This is a genomic window from Brevibacterium samyangense (genome assembly GCF_039529845.1).
GTDB lineage: Bacteria > Actinomycetota > Actinomycetes > Actinomycetales > Brevibacteriaceae > Brevibacterium > Brevibacterium samyangense.
Map to the genome: position 1 here is coordinate 17,513 of NZ_BAAANO010000038.1, position 17,612 is coordinate 35,124.

Annotated in this window: 12 protein-coding genes; 4 read left to right on the forward strand and 8 right to left on the reverse strand. The window is 68.1% G+C overall.

Going from position 1 to position 17,612, the window contains the following annotated elements; all coding sequences use genetic code 11:
• Nucleotides 1–26: 26 nt before the first annotated feature.
• The 8 genes from ABD172_RS14845 to ABD172_RS14880 are packed head-to-tail and all read right to left on the reverse strand — an operon-like array spanning nt 27 to nt 11,778.
• Nucleotides 27–2,786 carry a glycosyltransferase family 2 protein gene (locus tag ABD172_RS14845; protein WP_344310933.1) on the reverse strand — a complete coding sequence of 920 codons (2,760 nt, stop codon included), beginning with the start codon at nt 2,784–2,786 and terminating at the stop codon, nt 27–29.
• Nucleotides 2,783–3,724: a DUF6270 domain-containing protein gene (locus ABD172_RS14850; RefSeq protein WP_344310935.1), complete on the reverse strand. Its 942-nt coding sequence runs from the start codon at nt 3,722–3,724 to the stop codon at nt 2,783–2,785. The genes ABD172_RS14845 and ABD172_RS14850 overlap by 4 nt, the downstream gene beginning before the upstream one ends.
• Nucleotides 3,721–4,896 (reverse strand): ABC transporter ATP-binding protein, encoded by a 1,176-nt coding sequence (locus tag ABD172_RS14855; RefSeq protein ID WP_344310937.1) that lies wholly within the window; start codon nt 4,894–4,896, stop codon nt 3,721–3,723. Before ABD172_RS14855 ends, ABD172_RS14850 begins: the two co-directional genes overlap by 4 nt.
• Nucleotides 4,883–5,764, reverse strand: a complete 882-nt coding sequence (locus ABD172_RS14860; RefSeq protein WP_344310939.1) for an ABC transporter permease — start codon at nt 5,762–5,764, stop codon at nt 4,883–4,885. The genes ABD172_RS14855 and ABD172_RS14860 overlap by 14 nt, the downstream gene beginning before the upstream one ends.
• Nucleotides 5,761–7,617: a glycosyltransferase gene (locus ABD172_RS14865; protein ID WP_344310941.1), complete on the reverse strand. Its 1,857-nt coding sequence runs from the start codon at nt 7,615–7,617 to the stop codon at nt 5,761–5,763. Before ABD172_RS14865 ends, ABD172_RS14860 begins: the two co-directional genes overlap by 4 nt.
• Entirely contained in the window at nt 7,614–8,846 is a 1,233-nt protein-coding gene (locus ABD172_RS14870; RefSeq protein WP_344310943.1) for a glycosyltransferase family 4 protein, read from the reverse strand. The genes ABD172_RS14865 and ABD172_RS14870 overlap by 4 nt, the downstream gene beginning before the upstream one ends.
• Nucleotides 8,843–9,919 carry an MraY family glycosyltransferase gene (locus ABD172_RS14875; protein WP_344310945.1) on the reverse strand — a complete coding sequence of 359 codons (1,077 nt, stop codon included), beginning with the start codon at nt 9,917–9,919 and terminating at the stop codon, nt 8,843–8,845. Before ABD172_RS14875 ends, ABD172_RS14870 begins: the two co-directional genes overlap by 4 nt.
• Nucleotides 9,916–11,778, reverse strand: coding sequence for a polysaccharide biosynthesis protein (locus ABD172_RS14880; protein ID WP_344310947.1), 1,863 nt, complete (start codon nt 11,776–11,778; stop codon nt 9,916–9,918). The genes ABD172_RS14875 and ABD172_RS14880 overlap by 4 nt, the downstream gene beginning before the upstream one ends.
• A 340-nt stretch (nt 11,779–12,118) precedes the next feature.
• On the opposite strand from ABD172_RS14880, the gene ABD172_RS14885 reads away from it, so the two are divergent.
• From ABD172_RS14885 to ABD172_RS14900, 4 genes are all read left to right on the forward strand, one after another.
• On the forward strand, nt 12,119–14,035 hold the full coding sequence (locus ABD172_RS14885) for a glycosyltransferase family protein (protein WP_344310949.1): 1,917 nt from the start codon (nt 12,119–12,121) through the stop codon (nt 14,033–14,035).
• Between the two features lie 265 nt (nt 14,036–14,300).
• Nucleotides 14,301–15,563: a UDP-N-acetyl-D-mannosamine dehydrogenase gene (gene wecC, locus ABD172_RS14890; RefSeq protein WP_344310951.1), complete on the forward strand. Its 1,263-nt coding sequence runs from the start codon at nt 14,301–14,303 to the stop codon at nt 15,561–15,563.
• A 163-nt stretch (nt 15,564–15,726) separates the two neighbouring features.
• Complete coding sequence (locus tag ABD172_RS14895; protein WP_344310953.1) at nt 15,727–16,575, forward strand: ABC transporter permease; 849 nt, start codon at nt 15,727–15,729, stop codon at nt 16,573–16,575.
• Nucleotides 16,559–17,419 (forward strand): ABC transporter ATP-binding protein, encoded by an 861-nt coding sequence (locus ABD172_RS14900; RefSeq protein WP_344310955.1) that lies wholly within the window; start codon nt 16,559–16,561, stop codon nt 17,417–17,419. The genes ABD172_RS14895 and ABD172_RS14900 overlap by 17 nt, the downstream gene beginning before the upstream one ends.
• The last annotated feature ends 193 nt before the right edge of the window (nt 17,420–17,612 follow it).

Here is a 17,612-nt window from a genome sequence, read left to right on the forward strand (position 1 = left end):
CCCTGCGATGCGGGGGAGTTGCGCGTTCATGCCTTCCTCCCTCGTGTCGCGGCGCGGGCGAGTTTCCTCACGCGCCACGCAAGCGCATTCCGGGTGCGGACGAGTCCGGCGTCGAGATGGCGAACCACGGTGCGCCCGTCGATGACGACCACACGCAAAGAACCCTTCGGGTTCCCTGTGCGGCGGAGGGCGAGCCCAGTGACGACCGGGCCGGCACCGTCGACGACGTGCAGGTCGAGTGTCCAATCGGTACCGACATCGAGGCGGGAGAGATCGACGAATGCCGTCCATCGATCTCCGGCGTCGACCGCGGGGCCGACCCAGCGGACGTCGCCTGCAGGATTGCGCGCGATCACCGCAAGGGAATCCGCAGTAATCGAGGGCCGCCGTCCAATGATTCGAGCAAGGCCCGTATCGAGGAGCTCGATCTCGGCGTCGACGCTCGGATCGGTTTCGCGGTCCGCGTCCGACTCCGGCGCGCTGTCGGCGTGCTCGCTCAGGAGCACGGTGAGCGCCCGCGCTTCCGGACTCCCCGGGGCCACGGCTTCCTCGAGCGAAAGGCCCATCCGGTTCGTGAGGCGGAGCATGCGTTCGCGGATCTTCGCGCGCTCACCGGCATCGGAATCCTTCACGAGGTCGGGCAGACCACGCACCACGTGCTCGTGGAGGAGTCGAACGAGAACGGGGGCCGGGCATCCGAGGTCCGCGCCCTCCACCATCGCCTCGAGAAGCTCGACGAGAGCATCGCTGCTCGGGGATGAATCGTTGGCGTGTGCCGTCGTGAGGTCGACGACTGTTCGGAGTCCCGACCACCGTTCCGCGAGGGCCAGGACATACCCGAGCCTCTTCCTCGGATCCACAGTGCGAAGTGTGCGTTCCGGAGCCCCGTCGAGCAGGTGTCGCAGTGTCTCCGCCACCGCGGTGCTTTCCATGCTCCCGGTACGCGGCTCATCGGTGGTGACGAGTCGGCTGAGTGCCACCCACGCGTCGGCTTCCAACGCGGCGGACCAGAACTCGTGCTCGACCCGCGCCCATTCCCCGGTGTCGAGGTAGGCGGCGCACACGCGCTCCTGAGAGAGGTAGGCGACGGTTGAGGTCCAGGAACCGAGAGAATCCGTCATCGACGACTGCCCCGGACGAGCCCGATAGTGGTACACCACGTCCGGAAGGATGGTGATCCGCTCCGCCGCGTCGAGCATGCGCGTCACCGGAACGATGTCGTTGGCGCGCGGTGCGGTGGGGAACCGGAAACCGTGGCGGTCCCAGAACTCCCTGCGCACGAGTTTGTTCCAACACGTCCGGTTGCGGATGATCCGCGGATGATGCAGGAGTGTCGTCGCCGGCACCTCGGCTTCGAGGCCGTAGCCGTCCGCACGCCAGGTCCCGGTCGCCCAGATCTTCTGGAAACTCCCGATCGCAACGTCCGCATCGTGTGCCTCCAGCCGGTCGACGAGCCGACGGTAGGCGTGCAGGGCGATGACGTCGTCACCGTCGGCGAATGCGAGGTACTCGCCCGCCGCGAGTTCCACTCCCGCGTTCCGGGCCTGTGCTCCGCCCACACCGGGATTGCGGACCGCACGGATACGCGAATCCCGTGCCACGTATTCCTGGAGGCGTTCCCATGTGCCGTCCGTCGAGCGGTCGTCGACGACGATGATCTCCAGCGCGGGGTAGTCCTGGTCGAGCACTGACTGCAGACATTCGTCGATCCACGGTTCGACGTTGTACGTCGGGATGACGACGGAGACGAGGCCGTTTCGACCGGCTTTCGTCTCCCGGTCTGTCCCGGCTCGTACGGTTTCGCCGAGGGCCTCGGACACCGCACGAAATCCCCGGGACGCCTCGGGCAGCCCGTCCCGCACGGTACGCATCGCCTCGATCGGCACACGGTTGAGCACTGCGGGCCCGGCGGCGAGAACCGCCGCGTCGACGCATTCGCGTACGGCCGAGGCGGTGGCAGGGTCGACCGACGGACCGAGGGCTCTGACTCGGTTCGGAGCCTCGTGTCGAAGCACCTTCTCCGCCGCGAGCTCCAACGCGCCCGGGAGGCCGGACGCGCTGAGGATCTCGAGTGCGCGACCGGTCTGCTCGGCCCAATCCGCCAACGACTCCGTTGCCGTGAGTCGGCCGGTGATCGATCCGGCGCGCCGGCGGTACAGATACACACACTGCGGAAGGACGTCGACAGTGGCAGCCGTGACATATGCGGTCGTCGCCGGAACGACGTCCTCACACAGCACTCCCTCAGGCCACAGGATTCCGTGGTCGAGGAGAAAGCTGCGCCGGAAGACCTTTGCCCACGCCGTGTGGTCCCAGATCAGTTCGGGGTGCCCGGTGAGGGTCGTGCGCCGTGCGCCTTCGTCGAAGACGGAGAACCGTTGTGTCCAATAGGTGGTTCGAGTGCCGTCCGTGCGGAACTCGTCGGCCCGTCCCGTGCAGAAGTCGGAACCGGTGTCCTCGAGGCTCGCGATAGCGGCCTCGAACGCGCCCGCAGGGACGACGTCATCACTGTCGACGAATGCGACGTACGTGCCGCGAGCTGCGTGCAGTCCCGCGTTCCGAGAGGAACCAGGACCTCTGCGGTCATCATTCTCGATCACACGGACGCGTGCGGAGCGGCTCTCCCACGACCGGGCGATCCGCCCCGTCGCATCACTCGACGGATCAACGACCACGAGAACTTCGAGGTCGACCTCCGACGTGATGATGCTGTGCACGCACTCGTCCAGATACTGCTCGACCTCGAACGCCGGGACGACCACGCTGAGGACAGGGGCGTCGCTCATGTTCGCGGCGTCGCGCCGTCCGTCGACGGCCTCCGTGCGACGATCTCCCGCATCGATTCGACGATGCTTCTGTAGTTGTCAGCGCTGTAGTGGTACGCGTTCAGGCCCCATTTGTGCTCCGGGTCCATGCGGAGCTCGTCCACGGTGCGACGGACGACGAAGTCGCTGCGCGCCGCCAATACCTCCGCGTAGCGACGGGACAACACGTTCATGCGTCGTGCTTCCTTCGCGATCTCCTCGACGGGCGAGGGAATCCGTTCGAAGACCTCCTCGGCGACGAGGTCGAGCGGCTTCCCGAGTTGCATCGACTTCACGAAACGATCGAACTGACGCCCGACCTGGCGGTTCGCAGCCCCGAGCGCGGATTTGATTCCCCGAGGCAGTGGCTGTCCCTCGGTCGCTTCCGCCCAGTCCACATCGATGAAGACAGTCACGAATGGCGACTTCTTCCGATGCGCACGCGCGTGCCCGAGCAGGTGCTCGATCGCGGTGCGCCAGAGATAGAAGTGCTCGTCGGTTCCGAACTCGATGAGACGCGCGCCCATGCGTGGAGCCCACACGTCGACCCCGGCACGGAATGCCTCGACGGAATTCGTGAGGAACTTTGCGTCCGGGAACCGCCACACACCTCGACGCTCGTCAACGATGTCGAGGATGAGCATCCCGGCGCCGGCCCTGATGATCGTGTTCCCGGCGTTTCCGCGTTTGTCGTCGGAATACATCCGGGCTTGGAATTTCGACGTCAGCGCATCGGTCGGGAACCGGCTCGCTCCCACCGGTCCGAACCGCACGATCGCCGACTGCCGAGCAACGTATGCCTTGACCTGGGCTTCCGGCCAGAATTCGCACATGTCACGGCTCACACACGATCCGTAGATCGCGACATCCACCGGGAAACGGTCCGAGTGATCCCCCGGCATGAACTCTCCCGACGTCATGAACTGGGCCGTTCGTCCACGCTCGAGGCGGCTCCACCGGGCGCAGCGTCGCCCGAAGCGTTCGAATCCGGACCGTCGATGACGACGCCCTTGCTCGCGCGCACCGGGGGCAACAGGACCGGGAACTGCGCTTCGTCACGGAGGTTGTTAGGATCGCGGAAGTCGGGGGCCCACACGGTGTCCTGCGCAGCGGTGAACGTCCGAGGCTCACCGGGGCGGACGGTGATGACTTCCGGTTCGGGAGCGGATGCCGAGCGCACGTGACGAGGCGACGTCTCGTGGAGCGGTGCCGTCGACAGGACGTGCACGGCTTGTTCCTCGCCTTCCTCGATCGCGTCGCGGAGGAGCTTTTCCGCGACCTCGGGTTTGCCCTTCGCCATGTTCCACGACCACCAGCGGTACTTCTCCGCCACGTACTCGGCGGGACCGTCCATGATCGTCTCGCCCATGTGGAGCCATACCGCGCGCGTACACATCTCCTGGATGGTCTTCGCTGCGTGATTCACCATCATCACCGTGCCTGCGGTGCTGAGCAGGTCGTCCATCGCGGCTTTCGACCTCGCTTCGAAGGTCGCATCACCCGTCGCGAGGGCCTCGTCGATGAGGAGGATCGACGGACGCGCCGCCACGGAGATCGCGAAACGCAGACGCCCACCCATGCCCGAGGAGTAACCGCCCATGGGACGGTAGATCGCTTTCCCCAGTGCCGACATCTCGACGACGTCGTCGAACATCTTCTCCGCCTGTGCGGGAGAGAAGCCCATGGCGAGCAGACCGAGTCGCACGTTCTCCGCTCCGCTGAGCGACGGTTGGAGAGCCGCGTTCACACCGAGCAGAGCGGGCTGACGGCGTGCGAGCACAGTCCCGGAATCCGGGGTCTCCACGCCGGCGATGAGGCGAAGGAGCGTCGACTTCCCGGAGCCGTTCGCTCCGATGATGCCGATGAACTCCTCCTCGCGCGCCACGAGGCTCACGCCTTTGAGTGCCTCGACCGTGACGCGGTTGGGCGGGGTGAGTTTCGAGAGTACCCGGGATGGCAGAGAGCGCCGTCCGGGCCTCACTGCCTTCTCTTTGCTCGCGTTCACCGTGTACGTCATTTTCACGTTCTCCACGACAACGGTGGTGTCGTACGCAAGTGACTTCTTGGATGCGAGTTTCTCAGTTGCGGTCACGGCCGTACTCCTCCTCGCCGTAGTAGAAGAAGACGAATCCGAGGATGAGGAATCCGAGGGCCCAACCCGCGCCCATGATCCACTCCCAGGCCGGGATGCTGGTCCCGTATACGAGCGCACTGCGTTGCATGTCGAGGTAGATCCACATCGGGTTGAGCTGGACGATCGACTGCCAGAACGGGTCCGTGATGAATCGTTCGATCGGGAAGATCACGCCGGAACCGTACAACCAGAAGCGCGTCACGACGCTGAGCAGATTCGAGATATCCGGGATCTTGTGGCCGATCCGCGCCACGAAGAACACGCACCCGGCCACGAACATCACCTGGAGCACGAGGGCAGGGACGATGAGGACGACCCGCCACGTGATGTTCTCCGCCGGAGGCACCACGCTGATGAAGACGATCATCACGATCCAGGTGAGACCGAACTGGTAGAGCTGCTGCAGGACCAGCGAGATAGGAAGCGACGCACGGGGGAAGGCGAAAGCACGGATCATGGACCGGCCAGTGCCGATGACCTTGACCCCACCGCTCACCGCTCTCATCGTGAGGAAGAAGTGGAACAACCCGACGATGAGGTAGGCGAGGAAGTTGTCCACACCGCGGCTCGCGTTCATGATGAGCCCGAAGATGACGAAGTACATGAGCGCCTGCAGGAGGGGATTTCCCACCAACCACAGGTTGCCCATGATCGCCTTGCTGTTCGCCCCGGCGACCTTCGACTTCGACTCCGCCAGGATGAAATGCCGGCGGCGCCACAGCTGTTTGAAGTAGTCCTCGAGCGGCGGGCGGGTGCCCACGGGACGCAGCAACCACGACGGGACGGAGACCGAGGTCTTCCACGTCGACGGATCCTTGTAGCTCACCGTCGACCACCTTCCCCGGTTCCACTCTCCACGCCCGGGACCGGCACCGCCGTCACCGACGATCCGGCTTCCACCCCGAGCTTCGCGTACATGTCCACGAACCCCTGCGCCACGGACTCCCAGCGGCGTTCGGCGAGGACGAAGTCCCTGCCCGTGGCGGCCATCCGGGCCCGCTGAAGCGGATCCTGTGCCAGGCGCACGAGTTCGGATGCGAGTGTACCGGGTTCCTCCGGCGGCACCGCAGTGAACGCACCGGCGGGCAACGCTTCCGTGAGTGCCGGCAGATCACTCACGACCACCGGCCGTCCCAGGCCCGCCGCCTCCACCGGTTTGATGGGCGTGACCAGGGCACACACCGGATCGTTCCGCCGCGGCACGACGAACACGTCGAGCGCCCGCACGTACGAGTGCGCCAGCGCTTGCGGCACCCGCCCGGTGAACACCGCGTGCTCCCCGAGCACCGCAGCCCGCTCCTTGAGCGCCGGCAGTTCCGTGCCGGTCCCCACGACGAGCAACCGCAGATCGTGACCGTCCGCCCGCGCGAGCGCCACCGCGTCCACGAGCGTGTCCAGCCCCTCGTACCCGACGATGCTCGCCGCCGTCCCGACCCACGTGCCCTCGGTCGGCAACCCGAGTTCCTCACGCACCTGTGCGGCCGGGCGTGTCACATCCGCATCCAGCACCGCATCGCCCACCGCGTTCGGAGCCACGAGCACCCGCGAGGCGTCCACCCCGCGATCCACGAGCTCCTGCGCCATCGTGTGCCCGAGCGTCACGACGAAATCCGCACTCCGCGCCACGTCGATCTCCTGCGCCCGGAACAACCGGAACCGTTCACTCGCCCGCGCCGCGGCCTTGTCCTCCGCGCTCCCGCGCCCGGACGCCCACGTCTCCTCGAGCACGCCACGCACCTCGTACACCCACGGCACCCCGAGGCGCCGCGCGGCCTCACGCACCGCGAGCCCGTTGACGAAGTGCGTCGTCGTGTGCAGCACCTGCGCACCCGAGGCGCGGCCCACCTCCTCGAGGAACGCCGCCTGAGCACCGAGCCGCTCCGCAAGCGTGCTCCCCTGGTTCCACGGCACGTCCCGCAGGTAAGTGATCCCGTCGATCGTGTCCCGATCGCGGCTCGAGAACCGCCCCACGGACACCGGGTACCCCGTCCGCGTCGACCCGAGTACGTCGACACCTGCGTCCCGCACCGACCTGAGCACCGCATGCGTGCGCAGCGTGTAACCCGACTGGGTGTGCGGGAGGGAGTTCGTGAGGGAGAAGAGCACCTGGGTGCGCGGCGCCTCGGCGGGGGTGCCGGAGAACAGCGCCGGGGTGCGGGACGCACCGGGGGCAGCGGCCGGAGCCGGGGTCCACCCCGGCGTCATGACGGCCCGCTCGGATTCGAGCCGGGTGCGATAGCGCCCGGCCGGCAGCTCCTCGATCGCCCCGCTCATGTCGCCGGCCGCCCAGCGCAGCCGGGCACGCAACCCCGCCGCTCCGCGCCGTGCTGTCGCCGAGGCGCCCCGCGCCCCCGCACGTCCGGCGAGTTCCAGCGCCTCGTCCCTCAGGCCCAGCCCGAGCGCGATCTCCCCGAGCACCCGTGCGGACGCACCCCGCGCACTCCCCGCGGCCTCCTGCACGCACGCACTCGCGCGCGATTCCTGCCCGGACAGCCACAGTCCCGTGGCCCGGACGGCCGGCACGGGCACCCGGGACACCGCGCGCCCCACCGGGGCCACGTACTTCCCGGGCAACCGGCGGGCGACCTGCATCCCGAAGAACACCGGGTCCCCGCCCACGTGCTCGGCGACGGTGCGGACGAGGGTCACTCCCTGCCGCAGAACGAATCCGAGGTTCACCGAGCGGCCTCCGCGAGCACCTCGAGGTACGTGGCGACGGCACGCTCCGGCGAGGCGTGCTCGCGGATCCACTGCATGGCGGACGGTTTCTGGGTCACGGGAAGAGCACCTGTCCTGAGATCGGTGATGAGACGTTCGAGCGCCACGGGATCCCCGGGCTCGGCGACGTGGCCGGCCCCGGATTCGCGGACGATGGCGGCGGCCTCACCGGAGAGCGCCCCGGTGATGTGCACGCCCTTGGCCATGAGGGTGTAGATCTTCGAGGGGATCGTGTACTCGAACGCGGGAACCGGTTCGAGGCTCACGACGCCCGAGTGGGCCCACGCCCACAGGTTCTCGAGTTCGGGGCCGACGGTCTGCGGGAGGAACCGGATCCGGTCCGCGTGCGGAGCCGCCGCGGCCTCGAGCTCCGCACACGCGGCACCCGCCCCGACGATCCGCAGCTCCACGCCCGACACATTGCCGACCGCGTGGACGAGCGTCTGCAGGCCCTGGGACCGCCCGACCGTCCCCACGTACGCGAGGCGCAACGGGGTGTCCGGCGAGAACGCGGGCCTCCAGTGGACTGCGTGCTCGTCGACGCGTGCGGTGTTCCGGATGCAGGTGACGTTCCCGACCCCGCGTTCGCGCAAACGCTGCGCGAACCCCTCGGTCGTGACGACGACGGCCTCCGCGCGCTTCTGCACCCCGGTGAAGAGCGCCGGCAACCACTGCCGTTCCGCACGATCGGCGATCGCCTTCGGCACCAGTCCTTTCGACGCCGAGGTGACGAGCGAGGAATCCGCAATGAGGTCCGGCCAGGCGTCGCGCACCTCGGCGACGTGGGGGACGCCCAGGAGCCGCGCGACCGCCTCGCCCGTGAAGAGCATCGGCAGGCCCGGCGTCGTCGAGATCACGACGTCCGGCCGGTTCCCGCGCATCGCGGCCGCGACGGCGAGGGCTGCAGCGGAGGACGTGCCCTGGTCGACGAGCTGCCGCACCATCGACGAGGACGTGTACACGTAGGGCAGGCGGAGGATCCGCTCCCCGTACTCACCGTCCTCCCACTCCCACTTCCGGGTGCCGGACCGGCCGAGGTCCCGCGACCGCGAGTGCGGATAGTGCGGGACCGGAGCACACACCGCGACCTCGTGACCGGCGGCCGTGAACCCGGAGACGAGCTCCCGCCAGCGCCGCTGCGGTGCACCGATCTCCGGAGCGTAGTAGTGCGTGAGGAGGAGAATTCTCACGCGCGTCCTCCTGCGTTGTTCGAGGACGAGCCGTGCTCCTTCGCTCGGTGTTCCTTCACGAACCGCGGGCCGTACGAGTAGAAGACGAGGACGAGCAGCCAGATCGACACCGCCACGAGCTCACCGGCCCACCCCTGCGTGAGGACCGCCGGGACGCTCGCGAGGATGCAGACGAGGGCGGCACCGGCGTGGATGCGCGCGACGGTCTCGTGGCTGAGACCGGCCTGGTGCATGCGCTGGTAGAGGTGCGACTTGTGAGCCTGGAAGATGTTCTCCCCCAGGTACATGCGCACGATGAGGGTGCGGAGGACGTCGTACGCCGGTACGACGAACGGCGCGAGCACCGCGACGACCGGCATCCCGAACGCCCACGACATCCACGCGAGCGCGACCGTTGCCCCGCCGATCGCATAACTCCCGACGTCCCCGAGGAACGCCTGTGCCGGATTCGTATTGAACGGCAGGAACGCTGCGGCCGCGAGCGCGAGGGCCACCGCGGCGATCGCGATCGACCCGGACCCCGTGAGGGCGCCGAGGAGCGTGAACCACAGGGCGCACACGAGCGTCCACCCGGTGATGAGCGTGTTGAGCCCGTCCATGAAATTCACCGCGTTGACGACGTACACGACGCTCACCGCGATGACGGCACCGGCGAAGAACCCGACGCCGAGGAGGAGCATGACGCCCGCGGCGAAGATGATACCGACCCCCACCTGGGCAAGCAGGCGCGTCGAGGCCGAGAGCGAGTCGAGGTCGTCGACGAGGCCGATGAACCCGAACGCGATCCCCATCGCGAGGACGGAGAACCCCGGGGCGTCGAAGGTGACGAGGGACCGCAGTCCGTACTCCCCGGAGGCGAGGCCGTAGCCGAGCATGCCGAGGACGGCCGCCGGGAGGAAACCGGACAGCACCGCGAGCCCGCCACCGCGGACGACGGGGACCTCGTGGGAGGACCGTTCCGAGGGCCGGTCCATGACGCCTCGGCGGCGCAGGAGCGGCAGGACGAGGAACCGGCAGGACAGCCAGCTGAGGGCTGCGCCGAGCGCGGCGGTCACGAGGATCCAGACGGTCACGCGGTGCGTCCCTGCCCGAACTGCGGCTGCACGACGTTGAGCGCGCGCGTGGAACGGACGAGGGCCGCGAGTTCCTGGCGGATCTCGTCGTTGCGGGTGTGGCCGGCGGTGCGGGCGTTCGCCACGAGGCTGCGGACGCGTTCGACGTCGACCGGGTTGATGGGGACCTGGGAGATGAACGGGTGGTTGGGCCGCTCGTCGCGTTCACCGGCGGCGAGGCGGACCTCCTCGAGCTTCTCGCCCTCCCGCAGGCCGGTGTAGACGATCTCCACGTCCGGTTTACCGCTCAGTGCGATGACACGCTTCGCGAGGTCCTCGATGAGCACCTGCTCGCCCATGTCGAGCACGAGGGTCTCCCCCGCATTGCCGATCGCCCCGGCCTGGAGGACGAGCTCACAGGCCTCCGCGGCGGACATGAAGTAGCGGCGCACGCCCGGCGCGGTGACCGTGAGCGGGCCGCCCGCCGCCGCCTGCGCGACGAAGGTGCCGAGCACGGACCCGCGGGATCCGAGGACATTGCCGAACCGGACCGACATGAAGTCCTTGCCGGTGCTCCGGGCGATGCCCGCGATCACACGTTCCGTGAGGTACTTCGAGGCGCCGAGGACGCTCGTGGGATCCGCCGCCTTGTCGGTCGAGATGTGGACGAACTGGTCGACCCCGTACTCGACGGCCGCGTCGAGGAGGTCGAGGCTGCCGCCGACGTTCGTCATGACGGCTTCGTCGGGGAAGCGCTCGAGGAACGTGAGGTGCTTGAGGGCGGCGGCGTGGAAGACGATGTCCGGCCGCACGTCCTTGAAGAGCGTGCGGACGAACCGGGGGTCACGCAGGTCGCCGAGGACGAGGTCGTCGCTCGTGAGCATCGCCTGCCCCTCGAGGACGAGCTGCGTGGAGTGCAGACCGGATTCGTCCCGGTCCGTCATGACGAGGCGACCGGGCGAGTACTTCGCGATCTGCTGGCAGAGGAACGAGCCGATCGAACCACCGGCGCCGGTGACGAGGACCGTCTTGCCGTTGAGATAGGAGGCGATCGCGTCGACGTCCGTCTGGACGGGTTCGCGTCCGATGAGGTCGTTGAGCTCGACATTGCGGAAACCGGCCGGCCGCAGGGCGACCGCGTTCTTGTCGCCGAGGCCGCGGTGGCGGGCCTGCTGGGCGTCGATGTCCGGAAGGATCTTCACCTCGAGGCCCTGCTCGGCCGCCCGTTCGACGAGCGCCTGCATGGCCTTCGACGTGAACGACCGGATCGCGACGATGACGGTGTCCGCCCCCGTCCGCTTCGCGACGTCGCACATCTCCTCGAGCGTGCCCATGACGCGGACGCCCTCGACCCGGAGGAGGCGCTTGTTCGGGTCGTCGTCGAGGAACCCGACCGCGACGAACTCCGCCCGCGGGTCCTCGGTGATCATGCGGAACGCCGTCATGCCGTGGTGACCGGCACCGACGATGAGCGCGCGACGCGACCGACCCGACTGCCGGCGCACCCGGTGGCGCCCCGTCGTGAGGCTCCAGCTCACGATCGCGATCGCGACGATCGCGAAGGCACCCGCGGACACCGGAACACTCGCGGGCACGAGGCGCGGGGCACCGACGAGCGCATTGCCGAGGTACATGAAGCCCGCGGCGATCGCGACGACGGCACCGGCTCCGAAGAGTTCGTCGCCCGAGGCGCGGCGGTACCGGCCCTGCCCGTACAGCCACCCGCCGAGGACGACGAAGGTGAGGAACGCGATGACCGAACACACCGTGATGCCTGCGTAGTTCGGGCTCGAGACCGCGAAGTCGTAGCGGGCGAGCGCAGCGATCCACACGCACGCGGCGAAGATGAGTCCGTCCCGGATGGCCCTCCACAGCGCCACGGAGATCGTTCTCCGGGCATGACGAGGCGCCTGCCGGGACTCGGTGTTCTCCGCGGCAGTTCCTCCAGTCAGGTGTTCACTGGGGATGGGCTTCAACTTTCGTTCGACGATTCTCGAGCTCGAAGGTTCTCGGGCTTCGACGGTGCTCGAGCGTCGGCCCTCTCGGTGAGATCGGGCCGGACTCCCGGCTTCCTCTAAGGTACGAGTATACGGAGTGCCTCGGACACTCGGCGAAGGTTGCGTTTCGGCCACATGTGCGCCGCCTGAATGAGGACTCCGACCGGCTCCTCGACCGGACCCGGCACCGATCCACCCGCGTCTGTCGTTCCGAAAGGCACCCGTGACCCGTTCCTCCGTCCTCGGTGAACTCCGTACCGCCGCCTGGCACCTGCGCCGCGGCGGGCTGGCCCAACTGCGCGAATGGCAGCGCCGCAGGGGGGCGGCGGCCGGCAACCCGCGCCTCGGCGTGAGCGACGACCCGCTCGAGCGGTTCCCCGCGACGACGGGTGACGACCGGGCCCCGGTGTTCGCGGGTATCCGGGTGGGCACGATCCTCGACGAGTTCTCCGCCTCCGCGTTCCGCTACGAATGGACGACGGTGCCGCTGACACGCACCGGCTGGGCGGAGCAGCTGCCGGAGCTGGACCTCGTGTTCATCGAATCGGCGTGGAACGGCAACGGCGGTGACTGGCAGTACCAGCTCACGGGCACCTCGGGCGTGAAACAGCCGTTCATCGACCTGCTCGCGGCATGCCGGGAGGCGGGGATCCCCACGGTGTTCTGGAACAAGGAGGACCCGCCGCACTTCGACGACTTCCTCGAGGCGGCGAAACTCTTCGACGTCGTGTTCACCTCCGACGTGCGGCTCATCCCGCGGTACCGGGAGGAACTCGGGCACGACCGCGTGGGTGTCCTCGGATTCGCGGCACAACCGGCGATCCACAACCCCGTCCGCCCCGTGGGCGGGTTCCACGAGGACGGCGTCGCCTTCGCCGGCATGTACTTCGCCCACAAGTACCCCGAGCGGCGCGAACAGATGGACTGGTTGCTCGGCGGCGCGGTCGACGCCGAGGCGAAGTCCGGCGAACGCTTCTCGATCTTCTCCCGGCAGCTCGGCGGGGACGAGCGGTACCAGTTCCCCGGCGAGCTCGGTGAACACGTCGTCGGATCGCTCCCCTATCCGCACATGCTCACCGCGTACAAGGGGTTCAAGGCGTTCCTCAACGTCAACTCCGTCGTCGACTCCCCGAGCATGTGCGCCCGCCGCATCTTCGAGATCACGGCCTCCGGCACCCCCGTCGTCACCGCACCCTCGGCCGCGACGAAGGCGTTCTTCCCCGAGAACGAGGTGTTCCAGCCGACGACGCGATCCGAGGCGTCGGATGTCCTGCGGGCCCTCGTACGCAGTCCGGAACTCTCCGACCGCAGCGTGCACCTCGCACAGCGACGGATCTGGGCCGAACACACGTACACCCAGCGCGCGATGACGGTCATGGACGCGGCGGGGGTGCCGTACGAGGACCCCGGCACGCCCACGGTGTCGGTGCTCGTGTCGACGAACCGGCCGCAGCAGCTCGACCACGTGTTCGCCTCCGTCGGGAAGCAGACGTACCCGCACGTGCAGCTCGTGCTCGTGACGCACGGGTTCGATCCGTCGGCAGAGCCGGCGGAGGTGCGTTCTGCCGAGGGTGCGGGATCGCTCGAGGCGCGGGCCGCCTCGGCGGGGGTGCGGGACCTCGTCCACGTCGTCGGGGATGCGTCGCTCTCGCTGGGCGAGTGCCTCAACCTCGCGATCGACGCGGCGAGCGGCAGCGTCCTCACGAAGATGGACGACGACGATCTGTACGGGCAGCACTACCTCGCCGATCAGGTGGCGGCGCTGCGGTACTCGAACGCGGACCTCGTGGGGAAGCAGGCGCACTACCTGCACCTCGGCGGGCAGGACGTGACGCTCCTGCGGTTCCCCGAACGCGAGCACAAGTTCACGAACCTCGTGATGGGACCGACGATGACCGGCCGCGCCGAGGTGTTCCGCAGGCTGCGCTTCGGGCAGCTCACGCGCGGCGAGGACACGGACTTCCAGCAGCGGCTGCTCGAGAGCGGTGGGCGGATCTACTCGGCCGACCGGTTCAACTTCGTGCAGATGCGCTCGCACGACGACGGACACCGCCACACATGGGACGTCGAGGACACGCACCTCCTCGCGAACGGCACGGTGCACGCCTACGGGTTCCCGGAGGAGCACTACTTCTTCTGAGTGCGGCGGTGTTGTCGGGGTGCCGGTGGGGTGCGGCGGTCTCTCTCCAACGGATTCGCCCACGGCAACCGAATGCGTTTCCTTTCCTGCGAACGGCAACTCTTTCGGTTGGCGTCCGCGAAAACCGTTGGCGCACGAACGCAGGGCACCCCGGGGTGGGGTGTTGCCGGGACAGCGGGGCGCCTCGGCGGTGGTGACTTCTGGGCAGTATCCGGGGTGTGAGACACTGCCGGACGGACTCGGCTCGGCATCAGGAAGGCGACACATGACCCCCACCAAGGCTCCCGCTCCCACCGTTGCGGTGATCGGGCTCGGCTACATCGGGTTGCCGACGGCGGCCGTGCTCGCCAGCTCGGGGGCGCAGGTGATCGGCGTGGACGTCAAACAGTCGTCCGTCGACGCCGTGAACGCCGGGGAACTGCCGTTCGTGGAGCCGGACCTCGGGACCGTGCTCGCCGGCACCGTCTCCCAGGGGAACCTCCGGGCCTCCCTCGAGGTGCCGCAGGCCGAGCACTACATCATCGCGGTCCCCACCCCGTTCAAGGACGACCACCAGCCGGACCTCGCGTACGTCGAGGCGGCCTCGGCGAACATCGCCCCGCAGCTGCGCGGCGGTGAGCTCGTCATCCTCGAGTCGACCTCGCCCCCGGGTGCCACCGAGCGCGTCGCCGAGGTGATCCTCGCCGCCCGGCCCGACCTCACCCTCGAGCCCGGGCTGCCGAACACCGTCTACTTCGCGCACTGCCCCGAGCGCGTGCTGCCGGGCCGCATCATGATCGAGCTGCGGACGAACGACCGCATCATCGGTGCCCTCAACGGTGACGCCGGTGAACGTGCACGCCGCCTCTACCAGCTGTTCTGCGACGGCGAGTTCCTCATCACCGATGCGCGGACCGCCGAGCTCGCCAAGCTCACGGAGAACGCGTTCCGGGACGTGAACATCGCGTTCGCGAACGAACTGTCGGTGATCGCGGACCGCCTCGACGTCGACGTGTGGGAGCTCATCGAGCTCGCGAACCACCACCCGCGGGTGAACATCCTGCAGCCGGGTCCCGGTGTGGGTGGGCACTGCATCGCGGTCGACCCGTGGTTCATCGTCGCCGCCGCGCCCGAGCAGGCGCGCATCATCCGTTCGGCGCGCGAGGTCAACGACGCGAAGCCCGAGTTCGTCCTCGACCGGGTGATCCCGCAGGCGCAGAAGTTCAAGGCACCGCGGATCGCCGCGCTCGGTCTGGCGTTCAAGCCGGACATCGACGACCTGCGCGAGTCGCCCGCGCTCGACATCACGGCCGAACTCGCCCGCCGGGTTCCCGAGGCGCAGGTCCTCGCAGTCGAACCGAACATCACGGAGCTGCCTGCGGTGCTCGCCGAGCTGCCGAACGTGGAGCTCGCGGAGTTCGAGGACGCGATCGCGGAGGCGGACATCGTGCTGCTCCTCGTCGACCACACCCCGTTCAAGGAGTACGACCCGAGCGGCATCCAGGGCGCGTTCGTCTACGACACGAGGGGCGCCTGGCGCCGGAAGTGAGACGTGGCCCGGCGCTGGACGCGAGACGCCGCGACGCACGTCGGGGCGTGTCTCATTCATCACGACGTTCACAGGCGGCAGCCGCTGCGAGGTCCCGGGTGTTCACGGACTCGTCGCATAGAATCCCTATGTCCACGACCCGACGGAGAGTGTTCCTCGCCCTATGACAATGCCTGAACTGGCCGCCCAGTACTCGCTCTCGCGGGTGGGAGCGCGGCCGTCGTTCTTCCGGTACCTCCACGAGGTCTGGGTCCGACGCGACTTCACCTTCTCGCTCGCCAAGTTCCGCATCCAGAGCGAGAACGAACGCAACCGTCTGGGCATGCTCTGGGTGGTGCTGCGGCCCATTCTCTCCGCGCTCGTCTACGGCCTCGTGTTCGGCATCATCCTCGCCGGCGCGCGCCCCGAGAACTTCGTCCCGTTCCTCATCATCGGTGTGTTCCTCCTCGAGTTCTTCAACTCGTCGATGAACGGCGGCGCGAAGTCGATCATCTCGAACACCTCGCTCGTGCAGTCGCTGCCGTTCCCGCGCATGGTGCTGCCGGTCGCGAAGGTCATCGAGAACCTCCTCAACTTCCTGCCGACCCTCGCGCTCATGTTCGTCCTCACGATGCTGTGGGGATCGCGGCCGCACTGGGACTGGTTCCTCTTCATCCCGCTCATCGCGCTGTTCTACATGTTCAATCAGGGCGTCGCGTTCCTCTTCGCCCGCATCACGGTGCACCTGCGGGACCTCTCGCAGCTCATCCCGTTCATCAGCCGGATGATCTTCTACACCTCGGGTGTGTTCTTCAACCCGGCCGATGTCCTCGAGCCGTACCCCACACTCGCGGCGATCTACGAGTGGCACCCGCTCAACGAGGTGCTGTCGATCGCCCGTGGCCTGCTGCTCGACGAGTACGCGGTGCCGTGGGACTACTGGTGGAAGCTCGCGATCTGGTCCGTCGTCGTCCTCGTCGTCGGAGCCCTGTTCTTCTGGAAGGCGGAGGAGCGTTATGGCCGGGAAGAGTGACGAGGTGGACGCAGTGACCGCTGCGAAGCACGCGGAGATGCGGGTCGGCAGCCACGGCGAGGGCCCCAACCCGAACGCACTCCACCCGACGGTGGACCAGCTGCAGGCACAGGCCTCCGACCCGGTCGTGCTGTGCGAGGAACTCCACGTCGAGTTCCGCACGCTCACCACCGGCAAACGGGTCAAGCCGTCCGTGTCCTCCGGGCTGCTCCAGCGCGGACGCGAGATGAAGACGGTCCACGCGCTCAAGGGCGTGAGCTTCGTGGCGAACAAGAACGAGTCGATCGGCATCATCGGATCGAACGGCTCCGGCAAGTCCACGCTCATGCGCACCATCACGGGCCTCACCCCACCCACCCGAGGCGCCGTGTGGGCGAAGTCCCGCCCGAACCTCCTCGGCGTGGGAGCGGCGCTCATCCCCGACCTGTCCGGTGGGAACAACATCATCCTCGGCGGGCTCGCGATGGGCATGAAGCGCGAGGAGATCATGGCCCAGTACGACGACATCGTCGACTTCACCGGCCTCAAGGACTTCATCGACATGCCGATGCGCACGTACTCCTCCGGTATGTCCGCCCGCCTCAAGTTCGCGATCGCGACGGCGAAGGAACACGAGATCCTCATCGTCGACGAGGCCCTCTCCGTCGGCGACAAGTGGTTCCAGAAGAAGTCCGAGGCGCGCATCCGCGAGATCCGCGAGCGGGCCGGCACGGTCTTCCTCGTCTCCCACTCGATGCGTTCCATCCGCGACACCTGCACCCGCACCCTGTGGATCGAGAAGGGTGACCTCCGGGCCGACGGCAACACCGACGAGGTCGTCAAGGAGTACGAGAAGCACAAGTGAGGCGCGCCGGTCGAGTCCGACCCCGGCCCGCGCTGCGGCCCGCCCCGTCCGCCCCGCCTGCGAAAGCAGCAGTTTGCCCCGGTGAGTACGGATCAAACCGTACGACCCGGGGCACAGTGCTGCCGGGGCCCGGGCCATCCGGCCATGCGGTGGGTCAGCGGCGGAGCCAGGTCTTGAAGGCGAAACCCTCGGC